Raw genomic sequence first — 16,956 nt, 5'->3', positions numbered from 1 at the left:
GGTTTGGTCGCCGCGGCTGAACCCGCCATGGCCCAGCGGGCGGAATGCGACCGGCTGGCAGCCTCGCCCGCCGACGCGACGCGGCCGGCCGGCGTCACGGGCGTGGTATCCGGATGGATCGAGTTCGGCCCGGCCGTTGCAGCTTGCCGGCGGGCGCTGGCCGAGCAGCCGGAGGACGCGCGCCTCACCTTCCAGCTCGCGCGGGCGCTGTTGGACCAGGGCGATACCGACGAGGCGGCGGACCTGTTCCGCAAGGCTGGCGAAGCCGGCCACGCCGACGCGATGGTCAGCCTCGCAAAAGTTCTGGCTTGGGGTCTTGCCGGGTCGTTCGACCGGGAAGAGGCCGTTCTGTGGCTTCGGAAGGGGGCGGAGGCCGGGAGCCTTCGAGGCATGACGAGCCTCGGCCTGATGCTCTCGCTCGGTCGCGGAATGCCGCGCGACGACGTCGAGGCGGCGGCCTGGTATCGCAGGGCAGCCGAAGCCGGGAACGCCCAGGCCATGGCCGCCTACGCCTGGATGCTGCTGAAGGGGAACGGTGTCGGACGCGACGAGGCACAGGCTGACGACTGGTCGCGCAGGGCCGCGCAGGCCGGAAGTATCTCAGGCACGGGTGATCCACGCATGCTGTTGGCATGGCGCAGGTTCTGGCTGAGGAGCAAGGTGGACGCCGCCGAATGGACGCGGATCGCAGACATGGAGGCCAAGCGCATCGTCGCGGGCGTGGAGGCAGGGCCTCTGAACGACCGCGGTCTGGCGCTGCGCTTCGGGCTGGGCGTGCCGCGCAACGAGGCCGAGGCCACCGACTGGTTCCGCAAGGCCGCCGAGGCCGGGAATGTCGAAGGCATGAACAATCTCGGCCTGGTGCTTCTGTTCGGCCGTAGTCTGAGACGCGACGAAGCTGCCGCCGCCGAATGGTTTCGCAGAGGCGCCGAGGCTGGCGGTGCCGATGCCATGGAGAATTTCGGCAGGTCTTTGGCGAACGGCATCGGCATGTCGCAGGACGCCACCCAGGCCGTGCGGTGGTTCTCGATGGCCAGCAGCTTGCGGGAGGACCTTGGCGACGGAGCTCATCCTCTGATGATCCTCCCGAGCTTCATGCCGCGCCGCGAGGCCCCGAGGCCCAAGGCGCCGACGGCCGCCATGGTGCGCCAGCGCGCCGAATCCGGAGACACCGCCGCCATGGTCGACCTGGGCAAGCGATTCTTGAACGGCATGGACGGGCCGCGCGACGATGCCCAGGCGGCCGCCTGGTTTCGCAAGGCGGCCGAAGCGGGGAACGAGAACGGCATGAGCCACCTCGGCCTCATGCTCGAACGCGGCTGGGGCATGTCGAAGAATCGAGACGAGGCGATCGCCTGGTATCGGCGCGCCGCGCAGCTCGGGAGCGAGTTGGCCGGCGCCAGGCTGCAGATATTGACTTCCGCTGCGCCCCCATGAGGATGCGATGAAGCGGCGTCGGCCGACTGCGGGGGCGGAGGCCGCCGGACGGCACCATGTGGGAGGCACCGGGATGGGACGCATCGAACGGGACATGCCGGGACGGTGGGCCCGCACCTGCCTCCTCGCCCTCGCCTGCACCATGCCTCTCCCCGCCATGGCTGGCGACTACGCTCCGCTCGACTGCGCCAAGGCGGCTTCGCCGGCCGAGCTCGCCATCTGCCGCAACTATGCTCTCGGGCAGGACGAGGCACGCATGGCGACGCTGTTCGGCATCGTCACCGGCCTCGTCGCCATGGGCCAGCGCGGCGACATCGGCGAGGCGCAGCGCGCCTGGCTGAAGACGCGCGAGGCCTGCGGCGGCGACGTCGCCTGCCTGACGCAGTCCTACCGCACCCGCATCGGCGAGCTGCAGAAGGCGATGGACGACATCGCCTCGCGCGGGCCGTTCTGACGCCGTTTCAGCGCGCCGCCCAGAGCAGGCCGCGCTTCAGCATCGTCTTCATCTCCGGCACCTCGAACTCCCTGGCCACGTGGCCGAGGGCGGAATAGAACACGCGTCCCTTGCCGTGCCGGCGCTTCCAGGCGACCGGCATGACCACGCCCTCGATCCAGGCCGCGTGCTCACCGGAGAAGCGCGTCGTCGCCAGCACCTCGTTCGAGGGGTCGACATGCATGTAGTACTGCTCGGAGCGATAGTCGAAATCGGCGAGGCCCGCGACGATCGGGTCGTCGCCGACAATATTGACGCGATAGTCGATGATGTTGCCGGGATGGGCCACCCATTGGCCGCCGCACATGAATTGATAGGCGACCGCCTCGCGGAAGGCGTCGCACATGCCGCCGTGATAGCCGCCGAGGCCGACGCCGCCCTCGACCGCCCTGGTGAGGTTGTCGACCTCCTCCTTCTCGATCTTCGACATGGTGTAGATCGGCACGATCAGGCTCATGTCGTGGATCGCCGGGTCGGCGAAGGCCTCGGTCGAGGTCTCGACATAGACCTTGAAGCCTTCCTCCTCGAGCATGCCGGCGACGATGGCGGCGCCCTGCTCGGGCTCGTGGCCGCTCCAGCCGCCCCAGACGATCAAGGCCTCGCGCATGATCCTCTCTCCATTCTGAATCGTTTCAAAGGCTTTGAATCGGCTCAATCGAGCTGGCCTGGCGCAAGCCCGGGCGGCAGCGGCGCCGGGCGTGCCGGCCGGGTCTCGATGGCGATGTGGCGTCCCTCGTCGGAGGAGCGCTGGAACGCCTCCATCACCTCCAGCACGTGGAAGCCGAGCTCGCCGCTCGCCCGGTGCGGCCGGCCGGTGCGGATGGCGTGCGCCATGTCGGCGACGCCGATGCTGCGATAATTGCCGTCGGCATAGGCATGCTCGGTCGGCATGGTCCGCCAGTCGCCGCGCGGCGGGGCGAGGGCGATCTCGCCGCCGAAATGATTGGGGTCCGGCACGATCAGGGCGGCGTCGCTGCCGTAGAGCTCGATGCAGCTGTGGCGGTGGCGCGGCACGTCGAAGCTCATGGCGATGCTGACCGCGGCGCCGCTGACGAATTCCAGCGTGCCGGCCACGTGAGTGGCGACCTCCACCGGGATCACCGTGCCGTTCAGCGGCTCGCTGGTGATCAGCCGCTCGCCGCGCAGGCGCGTGGCGACGCCGGCGACGCGCGCCACCGGGCCGAGCAGGTTGACCAGGGCGGTGACGTAATAGGGTCCCATGTCGAGCATCGGGCCGCCACCGGCGGCGTAGTAGAAGCCGGGATTGGGGTGCCAGCTCTCATGGCCCGGGCACATGAAGAAGGCGGTGCCCGCGATCGGCGTGCCGATCGCGCCTTCGTCGACCAGGGCGCGGCACGCCTGCTGGCCGCCGCCGAGGAAGGTGTCGGGCGCGCAGCCGACCCGCAGCCCCCGCGCCTTGGCGGCCGCGAGCAGCGGCGCGGCCTCGGCCGTGGTGATGCCGAGCGGCTTTTCCGAATGCACGTGCTTGCCGGCGGCGATCGCCTTGAGCCCGACCTCGACATGCGCCTTGGGGATGGTGAGGTTGACGACGATCTCGATCGCCGGATCGGCGAGGAGCTCGTCGATGCTGCGCGCCCTCAGTCCGAATTCGGCGGCGCGCCGTTCGGCCGCCGCCGGGTCGAGGTCGGCGAGGCCCTTGATCGAGAGGATGGGGAAGCCCGCCGCCGCCTTGAGATAGGCCGGGCTGATAGTGCCGCATCCGATGATGCCGATGCCGATGGGGTCCATGGGATCCGTCCGCGGGTCAGGGGGGAGGGGGCCGGGGTGCCGGGCCGGTGGTGCCCCAGGGCGCGCCGTAGAGGTCGCGCAGCGTCATGGCGGCGGCGCCGCGCGCCCACATGTCGTCGCTCCAGCGGTGCACCACGATCTCGGCGACGTCGGCGAGGCTGGGCGGCACCAGCATGGCGACCGTGCGCCGGAGCGGCCCGAGCAGCGCCGCCTCGGCCTCCATGGCGGCGCCGGCCAGGATGACCTTGGGCGGGGCGAACAGGGTGATCAGGTTGGCGATGGCAAAGCCCAGCGCCTCGCCCACTCCGGCGAGCAGGGCGAGGATCGCCCGGTCGCCGGCCCCCGCCAGCTCCAGCACCTTGGCCATGCCGCGGTCGAGCCGGAAGGCGCGCTCGTGCTCGGTGCCGCGCAGCAGCACCTCGGCCTCGGCCAGGATGCCGGCCTCCGAGGCGATCGAAGCGAGCCGGGCGGCATTGCTGGTCTCGGGCGGCCGCACCGTGAGGTCGCCGAGGTCGGGGCTGAGGCCGTTGGCGCCGCGGAAGAGCTCGCCATTGTGCAGGATGCCGAGGCCTAGCCCGTGCTCGACGCTGACCACCAGGAAATCGTCCAGCCCGCGGGCGTCGCCGAACCAGTGCTCGGCCAGCGTCACCAGGTTGACGTCGCTGTCGATCGACACCGCTGCCTGCGGGAAGCGCCGCTTCAGCCCGGCCGCGACCGGAACGTTGCGCTCGCGGAACACCGGGCTCTGGCGGCAGACGCCGCCGGCGCGCTCCACCACCCCGGGCAGCCCGACGCAGATGCCGACGATCTCCTCGATGTCGAGGCCGGCATCGAGCACGCAGCGCCGGATGCCGTCCTCGACGAGGTCGAGGATGACCGCGTCGGGCTGGCGGTCGAGCCGGATCGGCAGGGACAGGCTGGCGAGCAGGTCGGCCCGGAAATTGGTCACCGCCACGGTGATGTGGTGCGGCGAGAGCTTGACCCCGACCACGTGCGCCGCGTCCGGGTTGAGCTCCAGCATCACCCGCGGCCGGCCGCGGGCCGCGTCGCGGATGGCGCCCTCCTGGCGGGTGACGATCAGCCGGTCGTCGAGCAGCGCCGCGGTGATCGCCGAGACCGTGGTGGCGCTGAGCTCGGTGCGGTCCGAGATCTCGACCCGGGCGATGGGGCCATGGCGGCGGATCGCGTCCATCACGTGGAAGCGATTGATCGCGCGCATCAATTCGGGATCGGCCGTCTTCATCGCAGGGGGAGGGCACCGGGGCGAAATTTAATTTCTGATGCGCATTTATTCGTCGGCCCTCATGGCTGTGTCAACGGCAGTTTCATGCTGCACTGCGAGATTCAAGCTGGTTTTCCGGCCCATCTTGACAGGCTTGCCGGCCTGCTGACATGATTTAATTCGTGATCCGTAGAAAAATAAGCCAATCGCGAGGAGGAGCGCATGATGAGATCGGAAGGTTCGGATTGCGGGGCCGAGCGCAGGGGGGCGCTGTCGAAGACGGTCCTGGCGCGTCTGGTCGGCGCGGTGCTCGGCGGCGCGGCGCTGGCGATGCCGGCGAGCCTGCCGGCCCTGGCCGAGACCACCATCCGCCTGGCCCATGTCGAGACCATTCCCGGCGCGGTGAAGATCTGGCAGCAGGCCGCCCGCGACTTCGAGCAGCAGCATCCCGGGGTCAAGGTCGAGGTCAACTACCTCGAGAACGAGGCCTACAAGGCCAAGCTGCCGACCATGCTGCAATCGGCCGACCGGCCGCAGATCATCTACAGCTGGTCGGGCGGCGTGATGCGGGCCCAGGAGCGCGCCGGCTATCTCCAGGACGTCACCGCCGCCGCGGCGCCGGGGCTGGAGCGGTTTTCCGGGCCGGCGGTCAGGGCCTTCCAGATCGACGGCAAGACCTATGGCCTGCCGCTGCAGCTCAGCGAGGTCGTGTTCTTCTACAACAAGGCGCTGTTCGCCAAGGCCGGCGTCGACGCCGGCAAGATCAGGACCTGGGACGACTTCCTCGCCGCGGTGAAGACGCTCAAGGCCGCCGGCATCACGCCGATCATCGTCGGCGGCGGCGAGAAATGGCCTATGCATTTCTACTGGTCCTACCTGATGATGCGCATCGGCGGCGCGCAGGCCCTGGCCGATGCCACCGCCGGCAAGGACGGCGGCTTCAACAACCCGGTCTTCGTCGAGGCGGGCAAGCGGCTGCGCGAGCTCGCGGCGCTCGATCCCTTCCAGCCCGGCTATCTCCAGACCACCCACCTGCAGGCGGCAGGCCTGTGGGGCGACGGCAAAGGCGCGATCCAGCTCATGGGCAGCTGGCTGCTCGGCACCCAGGCCAACAACGCCGCCGACGGCAAGGGCCTTTCCAAGGACAATATCGGCATCCTGAGCTTCCCCGCCTTGGCCGGCGGCAAGGGCGCGCCGACCGACACGCTCGGCGGCATCAACGGCTGGCTGATCACCAAGGATGCGCCGAAGGAGGCCTTCGACTTCGCCGCCTTCCTGATGTCGGAGCCCTACCAGAAGCAGGCGGCCGCCGCCGGCGTCTACATCCCGGCCCTCAAGGGCGCCGAGGCCTGGATCGAGGACCCGCTGGTGAAGCGCATGGCGAGCGACATCGCCGCCTCCACCTATCACCAGATCTTCCTCGACCAGGACCTCGGCCCCTCCGTCGGCCGCGTCGTCAACGACATCTCCGTGGCGGTCGCCGCCGGCGAGATGACGCCCGAGGACGCCGCCGCCGCCATCCAGCAGGCCTGGGACGAGAAGTAGGGGTATGGTTGCTGAGGCGACATGGCCGAGGCAAACGGAACAGGCTTTCGGCGCCGACCCCAGCCCAGACCGTCATGGCCGGGCTCGTCCCGGCCATGACGGTCGAGGGTGGTGCAACCAGTGCCGTTCTAGCCGCAACCGTTCCGCTATGGCCGGGACGAGCCCGCCCATGACGGCCAATGTCGCCCATGGGTGGGAGGAGACGGCGGTTCCGGGGCGACCGGCCTTCGGCCGGCTGAGACAGGAGGCATCATGGCAGCCCACGCAGCCCCGCTGGCGCGCTCCAACCGGATCACGGCGCTGGTGTTCCTGCCGCCGGCGCTGGCGGTGTTCACCGTGTTCGTCATCATGCCGGTGGGCGAGGCGGCCTGGTACAGCCTCTACAACTGGGACGGCTACGGCACGCCGAGCCAGTTCGTCGGCTGGCGCAACTATGTCTCGGTGCTGGCCAACCCGACCTTCCTCTCCGCCCTCGCCAACAATGGCTGGATCATCCTCGCCTCGCTCGCGGTGCAGCTGCCCCTCGCCCTCGGCCTGGCGCTCTGGCTGGCGGGGCGGCAGGTCGGCACCACCGCCTTCCGCCTGATCTTCTTCCTGCCCTACATCCTCGCCGACGTCGCCGCCGGGCTGATCTGGCGCTTCGTCTTCGACGGCGACTACGGCCTGGTCTCGGCCCTGGCGCAGGGCCTCGGCAGCCAGCCCGTCTACATGCTGGCCGACCGGCATCTCGCCGAAGTGGCGGTTCTCACCGTGGTGGTGTGGAAATATTTCGGCTTCCACATGATGCTCTACATCGCCGGCCTGCAGGGCATCGACGCCTCGCTCTACGAGGCGGCCCGCATCGACGGCGCCGGCGCCTGGCAGCGCTTTCGCTACATCACGCTGCCACAGCTCGGGCCGATGCTCCGCCTCTCCGTGTTCTTCTCGGTGATCGGCTCGCTGCAGTTCTTCGACATGGTGATCCCGCTGACCGGCGGCGGGCCGTTCAATTCCACCCACACCATGGTGTCCTTCCTCTATTCCTTCGGCATCACCCGCATGCGCGTCGGCTTCGGCTCGGCCGTCGGGGTGATTCTGTTCTGCATCTGCGTCGCCTTCGCCTTCGGCTACAAGCGCTGGTTCATGCGCGATGACTGAGCTCGCCCTCGCCCGCCCGCAGGCCGCCGCGCCGGCGCGCAGCCCCTTCCACCCCGGGCCGATCCTGCGCCTGGGCGTGCTCCTGATCGTCGCGGCGATCGTGCTGGTGCCGCTGCTGGCGACCGCCCTCGGCGGCTTCAAGGACCTCGGCGACCTCAGGGCCAACCCGTTCGGCTTGCCGGCGCGCTGGGTCTGGGCCAATTACTGGGACATCCTGGCGAGCGCACGCTATTGGCGCCTGCTCGGCAATTCGCTGATCATCGCCGGGCTCACCGTGGCGCTGACCTTGACTCTGGCCGCGCTCGCCGCCTTCGCCTTCGCGCATCTGCGCTTCTTCGGCGAGCGCTTCCTGCTCGCCTATCTCCTGATCGGCATGATGTTCCCGGCGGCGACCGCGATCCTGCCGATCTTCATCAAGGTGCGCAATCTCGGCCTGCTCGACACCGCCTGGGGCGTGGTGCTGCCGCAGGTCGCCTTCGGCCTCGGCATGGCGGTGCTGCTCTTGCGCAACGCCTTCCGGCAACTGCCCTCCGAGCTGCTCGACGCGGCCCTGGTCGACGGCTGCGGCTATGTCAGGTACTTCCTCCTGGTGACGCTGCCGCTCTCCCTGCCGATTCTGGCGACGGTGGCGATCGTCGCCTTCGTCGGCTCCTGGAACAATTATCTCCTGCCGCTGATCCTGCTCAACTCCGACGCCAATTTCCCCTGGCCGCTCGGGCTGATGGCCTATCAGGGCGAATATTCCACCGCCTGGCAGCTGGTGCTGGCCTTCATCACCCTGACCATCCTGCCGGCGATCCTGATGTTCCTGCTGGCGCAGAAATACATCGTCGCCGGGCTGACGGCGGGCGCGGTGAAGGGGTGAGGCCGAGGGACCTCGCGGCTCGGCCTGCATGTTCTCTTGATGTTCTTCGGGCGCGATCGTGATACAATGTCGATCGGATCGCCGGATGAACACGAGCTTCGTGACGGCGCCGCGGACGATGTCGTCACGACTGCTTTCCGGCCTGGCCCGCGCCGCTGCGCGGGCCCGATGGAAAGGAGCTACGACAATGGTCATGCAAGCCAACCGCAAGACTGGAGAGACCGCCCTCGACGTCGTCAACGCCGTCGTCGGCGTGTGCCTGGCCCTCTCGCCCTGGGTGCTGGGCTTCGGCGCCATGGCGTCGGCCGCCTGGAGCGCCTGGGTCGCCGGGGTGCTCATCGCCCTGGTCGCCATCGGCGCGCTGGTTGCCTTCGCGCAATGGGAGGAATGGGCCAACATGGTCCTCGGCGTCCTGACGCTGCTCTCGCCCTGGCTGCTGGGCTTTGCGTCCTCGGCCGAGGCCATGACGGTGCATGTCGCCGCCGGCCTGATCGTGGCCGTGCTGGCGGCCGCCGAGCTCTGGTTCGCGCACAACCGCTCGGTCACGTCGGCCTGAGCAAGGGCCAGGCCGGGGATGGTCTCGAGGCGGACGGCGGCCCCGCCGTCCGCCATTCTGCTGCCCGGCTCAGGCCGCCGGCGCGTTCATCGCCCAGAGCACGCCGAAGGGGTCGCGCAGCTGGGCGTAGCGGTCGCCCCAGAACATGGTCTGCACCGGCAGGATCGCCGTGGCGCCGGCGGCGATGGCGCGCTGCCACCAGGCGTCGATGTCGTCGACCATCAGGGTGAGGTTGAAGCCCTGCGGCGCCACCCAGGGATGGCCGTGCTCGGGATAGGCGTCGCTCAGCATCAGCGAGCTGCCGTTGACGTGGAGATGGATGTGCATGGTCCGCCCCTTCTCGTCGGGCGGCATGCGGAACACTTCGGTTGCGCCGAAGGCCTCGGCATAGAAGGCGGCGGCCTTGGTCGCGCCGTCGACGCTGAGATAGGGCACGACGCCGCCGAGCACCGGCGGCTTGGCGGGGGCAGTCTCGGTGGTGCTGTCGGTCATGGTATCCTCCGCGGGCCGGCAGGGCCGCTCGTGCGACGGCACGGATGTGGCCGTCTGCCCCAAGGACGAGGCGGACGTCGGCCGTCCGACAGGCGCCGCAGAATTTTTTGGCCGCTCAGGTCCGGAGATGACGCTCGATGCGCGCCAGGCAGAGCCGGGCCTCGCTGAGCGCCTTGTGCGGCCAGGGCGGCAGCGCCGCGGGGCGGGACCCGACGGGCCCGCCTTGCCAGAGCCGATCGGCAAAGGCCTCGTACAGCGCCTGGTCGAGCCGGTTCTCGCGGCGGATCCGGTCCTCCAGAGGCGCCGGCAGGGTGAAGGCGTCGCTGCTGACGTTGCGGTCCTCGACCTCGGCCGGCAGGTCGAACGCCAGGGAGAGGCTGGCGAGCAGGCGGTCGCAGTGCCGGTAGGAGCCGACGAACCAGAAGCGCTCGAGCCGCTCGGAGAGGAGGTCGAACGCCTGGTCCTCCGACATCAGCAGCTCGCGCAGCACGCCGACGCGCCAGTAGCGCGACAGCAGGAAATGGCTGACGGGATTGCGGCGCTGGCAGCGATACCAGAAGGCGAAGTCCATGGCCTCCGCCCGGTCGCGCCGCCGCGTCTGGCGGCGGTAGAAGCGGTAGAAGGAGCGGAAATAGCCGACGGGATCGCGCAGGAGGGCGATCTCGCGCACCGGCCGCCCCTCGAATAGGCGGGCAACCGCGTGCGGGAGATAGTGCCCGGTCAGGAACCGGGCCCGGCTCAGGGTCGCCAGCATCGGCGCGGCGCCCTGGTCGAAGGCTCGGCGCTCCGGCTTTTCCATCATCGCGAAGCGGCCGTCGGGCAGGGCGCGCATATGGTCGATGACGGTGCTGCCGGCGCATTTGGGAACGTGCGGGCAGAGATAGACCGGTGCCGCGTCCGACGCATCGTCCGCGCGGATGGGCACGAGGCGTGGCATCGTGCCGGCTTCAGGAAGAGCTTCGATCGACATCAGCCGGCGCCTCCCGGGCCGAAGGGCGTGCCGAGCCGGGCCCGGACGTGGAGGAGAGTCATCGCCGGCTCCCGAAGCCGAGCACCACCAGGCGATAGGCGCGCAGATAGGTCGCGGCCAGGGCGACGCGCAGGCCGAACAGGCCGCCGGTGCAGTGGCCGCGCAAGAGATAGTACTTGAGGAAGAAGAACGGCGGCTCCAGCAGCAGCCGCGCTGCGGCCACCGCGGGGGGCAGGTGGATCTCCCGGCTCTGCAGCCGGAAATAGGCGATGTTCTTGTCGAGGAGGTGGCGGATCGACCGGATCGACCGGTGATAGACCGGGGAGCGGATCTGTCCGGTATGGGCCGCGGCCGGCTTGACCTCGTCGTGCACCAGGCTCGTGGGAAAGCGGCAGCGGCGCCGGTCGTAGAGCCTGACATAATGGTGCGTGTCGGGCAGGAGCCGCGGCCGCTCGGCGTCGGGGTAGATCGGCACGATGTCGAAGCGGTAGCCGTGGATGGCTTCCGGGAGCGGCCGCGCCAGCAGGCGGCCGAGCTCGCGCCGTGCCGCATCGGACAGCCATTCGTCGGCGTCGAGGTTGAGGATCCAGTCGTGCCGGGCTGCATCCTCGGCGAAGCGCTTCTGCGGCCCGAAGCCGGTCCAGTCGTTGTGGATCACCCGCGCGCCCAGCGCTGTGGCCATGGCCGGCGTGCCGTCGGTGCTGCCGCAATCGACGACCACCACCTCGCGCACCAGCCCCTGGACCGAGCGGATGCAGCGGTCGATCCGGTCGGCCTCGTTGAAGGTGATGATGGTGCAGGTGACGGCCTGGCACGGCGGCCCGGCGCAGGCGTCCCCTCCGGGCGCGAGCCGGGACGGCTCGGCCGTCCGCGAGCCGGCGGCGGGCAGGCGGACGAGGCTGTCGAAAGCCCGGCTCGACGGGGCGGGTTCCTCCGGGGCGCCGCTTGCCGGCAGGTGACGGCGGGACGGCGGGGAAAAGGCGAGGGGCATGGATCTTGTCCAATTGTGTGGGAAATTTTCCCACATAAATGCCTTATCTCTTCAGGTCAGTCCGGTCAATCGTCGATCACTTTGTGGGATTGTGTCCCACAAAAATGGCGCTATGGTGCCCGCGAGGTGGCGATGAGCGGCACGGCACGGGGCAAAGATGGCGCGATGGTGCCCGTGAGGTGGCGATGAGCGACACTGTCCGGGATGCAGCGAGGTTCCAACGCCCGGTCGCGCGGCTGCTGCGGCCGCTGGTTCGCCTTTTGCTGCGGCAGGGCATCACCTTTCCCGCTCTCAGCGACATGCTGCGCGAGCTCTATGTCAACGTGGCCGAGCACGAGTTCCGCCTGCCCGGCAAGGAGCAGACCGACAGTCGCGTCAGCCTGCTGACCGGCATCCATCGCAAGGAGGTCCGGCGGCTGCGCGGCGCCGGCACGCCGGTCGCCGTCGTGCCCGCCAGCCTGTCGCGCACCAGCAGCATCCTGGCGCGCTGGCTGGCTGCGCCGGAGTTCACCGACGAGGCCGGCGAGCCCTTGGCGCTGCCGCGCACGGCGGAGGGCGCCGCCCCGTCCTTCGACGCGCTGGTCGCCTCGGTGACGCGCGATGTTCGGCCGCGTGCCGTCCTCGACGAATGGCTCGATCGCGCCATCGTCCGCATCGACCGGGAGGATCGCGTGGTGCTGACGGAGGCGGCCTTCCTGCCGCGCGGCGGCGACGAGGAGCAATTGCATTATTTCGGCCGCAACCTGCACGACCACATCGCCGCCGCAGCCGCCAACGTGGCGGCCGGCGCGCCCGTCTTCTTCGAGCGGGCGGTGCATTACGACGGATTGTCGCAGGGTGCGGCCGAGGCGTTGGAGCGCAGCTCGCGCCAGCTCGCGGCGCGGGCCCTGAGGGTCGCCAACCGCGACGCCTATGCTGCGGCCCCGGCATCGGAGGACGGCAACTGGCGATGGATCTTCGGCGTCTATATCCTGGCCGAGCGTGGGGGCGAATCGGCCGGGCCGGAGGAGCCGCTCCGAGCACAGGAGGATGGACCTTGAGCGGTCCCTGGTTGCCGACCCGCCGGGGCGTCGCCGGCCTCATCGCCGGCGCTGCGGCGTCCTTTGCGTCCTCGGCCCTCGCCGTCGAGCCCTCGCCGCCTGCCCCGGCCGATGAGGAGCCGCCGGTCAAGCCGGCAAAGGAGCGGCCGATCCGCGATCGGGGCATCGGCGGCACCGGCATGATCGGCACCATCCGCCGCTTCGGCAGCATCGTGGTCAACGACCGGCGTATCGCCTATCCCGGCTCGGCGGCGGTGTGGATCGACGGCCGGCGCAGGAGCGCTGCGGCGCTGCGGATCGGCCAGGTCGTCCAGCTGGTCGCGGCGCAGCGTGAGGGCGGCTTGTCGACCTCGGTCATCACCGTGACGAGCGAAGTCATCGGGCCGGTGCAGGCGGTGTCCGCCACGGAGCTCACCGTGCTAGGCCAGACCGTGCTCCTGGACGACCTGCCGTCGCGCGGGCGGGGGCTGCGGCCGGGAGACATCGTCGCCATCTCCGGCCACCGGCACCTCGACGGCAGCATCGCCGCCAGCCTGATCGAGCGCCGGGGGCGCGGCCGCCTGCAGGTGGCCGGACCGGTCGTCGCCGACGCGCGCGGCGTGCTGCGCATCGGCGCCCTCGTCCTCGCCGGCGCGCCGCGCGCCCTGGCCGGCCGGCGCGCCGTGCTGACCGGCCGCCTCGTCGCAGGCCAGTTCCGCGTCACCGCCAGCCGCCTCGACTCCAGCCTGCTCGACGATGCGGCCGTGAACCTCCTGGAGATCGAGGCCTATGTCGCCCGCTTCGGCGGGCGGCTGGTCTTCGGCTCGGGCCTGGCAATACCGGACCGGCCCGACGCCGCCATTCCAGCAAGCGGGGAAGCCTTCGTCATCGCCGCCCTGAGCCGTGACGCCAGGGGCCTCTTCGACCTCGACTCGGTCCGCTCGCCGACCGACGGGCCGCGTCCGGGTCCGCGGTCCTTCGGCCCTCCGCCGGGCGGGCCTGGATCTCCCGGCGGGCCGGGCAATCCCGGTGGGCCCGGTCAGCGCGGCGATCCCAGTCAGCGCGGCGATCCCGGTGAGCGCGGCGATCCCGGTGAGCACCTCGGTCCCGGCGGACGCATCGATCCGCGAGGTCGGGGGGGCCCGGGCCACGGCCACCGCTGATGGCGGATTGGCCGGCGGTCGCCGGCGCGGTAGGCTCACGCTCCGTCTCGACCCGAAGGGAATGCCGATGCCGAACCTGCCGAAGCCAACCGCCGTCATCGTCGGCGTCGGCGCCGAACGCGGGCTCGGCGCGGCCCTGTGCCGCCGCTTCGCCGCCGAGGGCTGTCGCGTGCTGGTCGCCGGGCGCACGGCGGCGAAGATCGAGGCGGTGGCGGCTGCCATCGCCGCCGCCGGCGGCAGCGCCGAGCCGGTGGTGACGGACGCGACGTGCGAGGCCGACGTGGTGCGGCTGTTCGACCTCGCCATGGCACCGGGGGACGGATTCGCACCCGCCGAGGCCGTGGTGTTCAACGCCGGCAACAATCGCCGTATCGACTTTCGCCAGGTCGAGGCCTCGGTGTTCGAAGAGCTCTGGCGCGTCGGCTGCTTTGCCGGCTTCCTCGTCGGCCGCGAGGCGGCGCGGCGCCTTGTGCCGCTTGGCCGCGGCACCGTCCTGTTCACCGGCGCTTCCGCCAGCCTGCGGGGCAAGCCGGGCTACGCCCAGTTCGCCGCCGCCAAGGCCGGCTTGCGCATGGTGGCGCAGAGCATGGCCCGGGAGCTCGGCCCGCTTGGCATCCATGTCGCGCATGTCGTCATCGACGGCGGCATCGACGGCGACCGGCTGCGGGCGGCGCGGCCCGAGGCGGCGGAGCGGGGAGAGGACGGCCTGCTCGACATCGACGCCATTGCGCAGACCTATTGGCAGATCCACCGCCAGCCGCGCTCGACCTGGGCGCACGAGGTCGACCTGCGCCCGTTCAAGGAACCGTTCTGAGCCGCGCATGCAAAAGGGCGCCGAGGGCGCCCCTTGGTTCGTTCAGCGCCGGGCTCGAGCGTGATCGCTTCAAGTTGAATCGATCACGCTCTCTATCTCTTTGTTTTCACGCATTGTCTTGACGCGAACCGAGTGCCGGTTCGCTGGAAAATGCTCTAGGGGCAGGGATGGCGGCGGCCGTCATAGCCGAGATAGGTGCCGCTGCGCGGATCATAGGAGCGGAACCGGGACGCGCAGTAGCCGCCGCCGCCATAGGAGCGATGGCTGAGCGCGCTGCCGACCAGCGCGCCGGCCGCCAGGCCGACGATGCCCGCGGCCGCGCTGTCGTCGTAATAGCCGTCGCCGTAGTCGGGATAGCCGTAGCCATACCCATAGCCATAACCGTAGTGGCGATAGCGGTGGGGCCGATAGGCGAAGCCGTTGCCCCAGCCGTGATGGCGGAAGGCGAAGCCGCCGCCGCGGAAGCCGCCACCGCGGAAACCATGGAAGCCGCCAAAGCCGCCATGGGAGCCGCCGCCGTGCCGGATGAAGACGTCACCGCGGCTGCGCGCCTCGGCCGGGGCGACCGTGCCGCTCATCAGGCCGGTAAAGACCGCGAGGACGCCAAGAGCAGTGGTGAGAATCTTGCGCATGACCAAGGAAACCTCTCTGTCCGTGCAGTGAAACCGTGTCGAGGCGATAATGCCTGACGCCGGGTCCGCGTTCCCGATCCGTACGCTATTCACGGGAATGTGTTTTGCAGCGGCGAAATCCGACCTTTGGCTGAACATGCCGTTCACCCGCGCTTCAACTTCACTCCCGTAGGGTGAGGCTGAGGGGCTCGGGGAGGATATGGAGAGGACCATGAAGACGACGATCATCGCAGCCTGCGCCCTGGCGTTCGCAAGCCTCGCCTCGCTGCCGGCCCAGGCTCAGACCCAGCCCGCCGCGCCGCCGCCGGCCGGCCAGGTCGTGGTGCACCATCATCACAAGCCCCACGTCCGCCATCACCATCGGCATCATTGCTTCACCAAGAAGGTCCGCGTGCGCCATCACGGCCACTGGGTCTGGACCACGAAGCGCATCTGCCGCTGACCCCATCGCATCGTGACGGTTCATCGCCCGGCCGCGCCCCCGCGTGCCGGGCGATTGCATGCAGGGAGGAAGCGTTGCCGCCCGGCGTTCAGGCAAAGGCCGGGCGCTGCCAGCCGAACGGCGCCTTCTCGTGGCTGTCGACCACCGCCTCGACGAAGGCGACGCCCTTGAGCCCGTCCCGGGAGGTCGGCACATCGCGCCAGGCCGCCGCCACGTCCCGGCCGTCGCGGCGAGCGCGGATGGCCTCGGCGAAGCCGGCATAAAGATTGGCGAAGGCTTCGATATAGCCTTCGGGATGGCCGGCCGGCGTGCGGGTGCGGACCGTCGCCGCGGCCGACAAGCCGTCGCTGCCGCGCTTGATCAGGGTCGGCCGGCCCTTGAGCGGCGTGAACTGCAATTCGTTCGGTTGCTCCTGCCACCAGGCGAGGCTCCCGGCCTCGCCGGCGATCCTGAGGCGCAGCCCGTTGGAATGGCCGATCGCCACCTGGGACGACCAGAGCAGGCCGCGGGCGCCGCCCTTGTAGCGCAGCATGACATGGGCATTGTCGTCGAGGGCGCGGCCTTCGACGAAGGTGGCGAGGTCGGCGCACAGGCTTTCCGCCTCCAGGCCGGAGACGAAGCCGGCGAGGTGATAGGCATGGGTGCCGATATCGCCGATGCTGCCGCCGCGGCCGTTGCGCCTGGGATCGGTGCGCCAGGCCGCCTGCTGGTTGCCCTCGGCCTCGATCGCCGTCGCCATCCATTCCAGGGGATATTCGACCTGCACGACCCGCACCCGGCCGATCCGGCCGGCGGCGACCATGGCGCGGGCCTCGTGGATCATGGGATAGCCGCAATAGGTGTAGGTCACGCCGAGGAAGCGGCCGGTCGTCCCCGCGAGCTCGTGCAGGGCGACGGCATCGGCGAGCGTGGTGGTCATCGGCTTCTCGCAGATCACGTCGAAGCCGGCCTCCAGGAAGGCGCTGGCGATCGGGAAATGCGTATGGTTCGGCGTGCAGATGGCGACGACGTCGATGCGGTCCGCCCGCTCGGCCTCGGCCGCGACCATCTGCCGGTAGTCGCCATAGGACCGGTCCGGCGCGACGAAGCTGCGGGCCGCGAAGGCGTGGCCGCGCGCGGGATCGACGTCGAAGGCGCCGGCGACCAGCTCATACTGGTCGTCGAGGCGGGCGGCGTAGCGATGGATGCCGCCGATATAGGCGCCCTCGCCGCCGCCGACCATGCCGAGACGGATGCGCCGCCCTGAAAGGCTTGTCGTGCTCACTCTGCTGTTCCTTGATCGGAGGCCGGTCTATCGACCCTCTCCGGACATGCGCCTGGGGGAGGGCGCCGCGGCCTGTGTTTTCGGCCGCGGCGTGTCGAGTGTCAGCTGCCGCCGCCGATGCAGGTGTCGGCGGTCTTGGGGGTGCAGACGTCGAGGCCGGTATAG

The 16,956-nt window shown here is 70.1% G+C and carries 18 protein-coding genes; 10 read left to right on the top strand and 8 right to left on the bottom strand.

What is annotated here, in order from left to right; all coding sequences use genetic code 11:
• Nucleotides 1–27: 27 nt before the first annotated feature.
• Together QO011_RS31690 and QO011_RS31685 are read left to right on the top strand one after the other, a co-directional pair.
• The gene (locus tag QO011_RS31690; RefSeq protein WP_307281455.1) at nt 28–1,437 is read left to right on the top strand and encodes an SEL1-like repeat protein; all 1,410 of its coding nucleotides are present in this window, start codon (nt 28–30) and stop codon (nt 1,435–1,437) included.
• Nucleotides 1,438–1,510: 73 nt separating this feature from the next.
• Entirely contained in the window at nt 1,511–1,891 is a 381-nt protein-coding gene (locus QO011_RS31685) for a lysozyme inhibitor LprI family protein (protein ID WP_307281453.1), read from the top strand.
• Nucleotides 1,892–1,898: 7 nt separating this feature from the next.
• On the opposite strand, the gene QO011_RS31680 is transcribed toward QO011_RS31685, so the two are convergent.
• The 3 genes from QO011_RS31680 to QO011_RS31670 are packed head-to-tail and all read right to left on the bottom strand — an operon-like array spanning nt 1,899 to nt 4,922.
• Nucleotides 1,899–2,537: a ThuA domain-containing protein gene (locus QO011_RS31680; RefSeq protein ID WP_307281451.1), complete on the bottom strand. Its 639-nt coding sequence runs from the start codon at nt 2,535–2,537 to the stop codon at nt 1,899–1,901.
• 44 nt (nt 2,538–2,581) lie between these two features.
• Nucleotides 2,582–3,679, bottom strand: coding sequence for a Gfo/Idh/MocA family protein (locus QO011_RS31675; protein ID WP_307281449.1), 1,098 nt, complete (start codon nt 3,677–3,679; stop codon nt 2,582–2,584).
• Between the two features lie 16 nt (nt 3,680–3,695).
• Entirely contained in the window at nt 3,696–4,922 is a 1,227-nt protein-coding gene (locus QO011_RS31670; RefSeq protein WP_307281448.1) for an ROK family transcriptional regulator, read from the bottom strand.
• A gap of 309 nt (nt 4,923–5,231) precedes the next feature.
• On the opposite strand from QO011_RS31670, the gene QO011_RS31665 reads away from it, so the two are divergent.
• From QO011_RS31665 to QO011_RS31650, 4 genes are all read left to right on the top strand, one after another.
• Nucleotides 5,232–6,446 carry an ABC transporter substrate-binding protein gene (locus QO011_RS31665; protein ID WP_370882039.1) on the top strand — a complete coding sequence of 405 codons (1,215 nt, stop codon included), beginning with the start codon at nt 5,232–5,234 and terminating at the stop codon, nt 6,444–6,446.
• Nucleotides 6,447–6,698: 252 nt separating this feature from the next.
• On the top strand, nt 6,699–7,583 hold the full coding sequence (locus QO011_RS31660; protein WP_307281444.1) for a carbohydrate ABC transporter permease: 885 nt from the start codon (nt 6,699–6,701) through the stop codon (nt 7,581–7,583).
• Complete coding sequence (locus QO011_RS31655) at nt 7,576–8,448, top strand: carbohydrate ABC transporter permease (protein WP_307281442.1); 873 nt, start codon at nt 7,576–7,578, stop codon at nt 8,446–8,448. The genes QO011_RS31660 and QO011_RS31655 overlap by 8 nt, the downstream gene beginning before the upstream one ends.
• A gap of 187 nt (nt 8,449–8,635) precedes the next feature.
• Nucleotides 8,636–9,004 (top strand): SPW repeat protein, encoded by a 369-nt coding sequence (locus QO011_RS31650; RefSeq protein WP_307281440.1) that lies wholly within the window; start codon nt 8,636–8,638, stop codon nt 9,002–9,004.
• A 69-nt stretch (nt 9,005–9,073) separates the two neighbouring features.
• Here the strand turns inward: QO011_RS31650 and QO011_RS31645 are convergent, their stop codons facing one another.
• The 3 genes from QO011_RS31645 to QO011_RS31635 all read right to left on the bottom strand — a co-directional run bounded on the left by QO011_RS31645 (nt 9,074) and on the right by QO011_RS31635 (nt 11,457).
• On the bottom strand, nt 9,074–9,496 hold the full coding sequence (locus QO011_RS31645; protein WP_307281438.1) for a VOC family protein: 423 nt from the start codon (nt 9,494–9,496) through the stop codon (nt 9,074–9,076).
• Nucleotides 9,497–9,611: 115 nt separating this feature from the next.
• Nucleotides 9,612–10,466 carry a hypothetical protein gene (locus QO011_RS31640; RefSeq protein ID WP_307281436.1) on the bottom strand — a complete coding sequence of 285 codons (855 nt, stop codon included), beginning with the start codon at nt 10,464–10,466 and terminating at the stop codon, nt 9,612–9,614.
• 58 nt (nt 10,467–10,524) lie between these two features.
• Nucleotides 10,525–11,457, bottom strand: coding sequence for a glycosyltransferase family 2 protein (locus QO011_RS31635; RefSeq protein ID WP_307281433.1), 933 nt, complete (start codon nt 11,455–11,457; stop codon nt 10,525–10,527).
• A 185-nt stretch (nt 11,458–11,642) separates the two neighbouring features.
• Between QO011_RS31635 and QO011_RS31630 the strand changes: the two genes are divergently transcribed.
• From QO011_RS31630 to QO011_RS31620, 3 genes are all read left to right on the top strand, one after another.
• Nucleotides 11,643–12,497 carry a DUF6502 family protein gene (locus tag QO011_RS31630; protein ID WP_307281431.1) on the top strand — a complete coding sequence of 285 codons (855 nt, stop codon included), beginning with the start codon at nt 11,643–11,645 and terminating at the stop codon, nt 12,495–12,497.
• Complete coding sequence (locus QO011_RS31625) at nt 12,494–13,639, top strand: DUF5666 domain-containing protein (protein WP_307281428.1); 1,146 nt, start codon at nt 12,494–12,496, stop codon at nt 13,637–13,639. The genes QO011_RS31630 and QO011_RS31625 overlap by 4 nt, the downstream gene beginning before the upstream one ends.
• A 76-nt stretch (nt 13,640–13,715) precedes the next feature.
• The gene (locus QO011_RS31620; RefSeq protein ID WP_307281904.1) at nt 13,716–14,453 is read left to right on the top strand and encodes an SDR family NAD(P)-dependent oxidoreductase; all 738 of its coding nucleotides are present in this window, start codon (nt 13,716–13,718) and stop codon (nt 14,451–14,453) included.
• Between the two features lie 155 nt (nt 14,454–14,608).
• Here the strand turns inward: QO011_RS31620 and QO011_RS31615 are convergent, their stop codons facing one another.
• Nucleotides 14,609–15,085, bottom strand: coding sequence for a BA14K family protein (locus tag QO011_RS31615; RefSeq protein ID WP_307281427.1), 477 nt, complete (start codon nt 15,083–15,085; stop codon nt 14,609–14,611).
• A gap of 211 nt (nt 15,086–15,296) precedes the next feature.
• Here QO011_RS31615 and QO011_RS31610 point away from each other — a divergent pair, with 211 nt between their 5' ends.
• Complete coding sequence (locus tag QO011_RS31610; protein WP_307281426.1) at nt 15,297–15,527, top strand: hypothetical protein; 231 nt, start codon at nt 15,297–15,299, stop codon at nt 15,525–15,527.
• Between the two features lie 88 nt (nt 15,528–15,615).
• Here QO011_RS31610 and QO011_RS31605 read toward each other — a convergent pair whose 3' ends face one another.
• Entirely contained in the window at nt 15,616–16,749 is a 1,134-nt protein-coding gene (locus QO011_RS31605; protein ID WP_307281901.1) for a Gfo/Idh/MocA family protein, read from the bottom strand.
• Nucleotides 16,750–16,956: the final 207 nt, after the last annotated feature.

It is taken from the genome of Labrys wisconsinensis (assembly GCF_030814995.1).
In the GTDB taxonomy this organism is placed as follows: domain Bacteria; phylum Pseudomonadota; class Alphaproteobacteria; order Rhizobiales; family Labraceae; genus Labrys; species Labrys wisconsinensis.
This window is presented reverse-complemented; position numbering and strand designations above follow the sequence as displayed.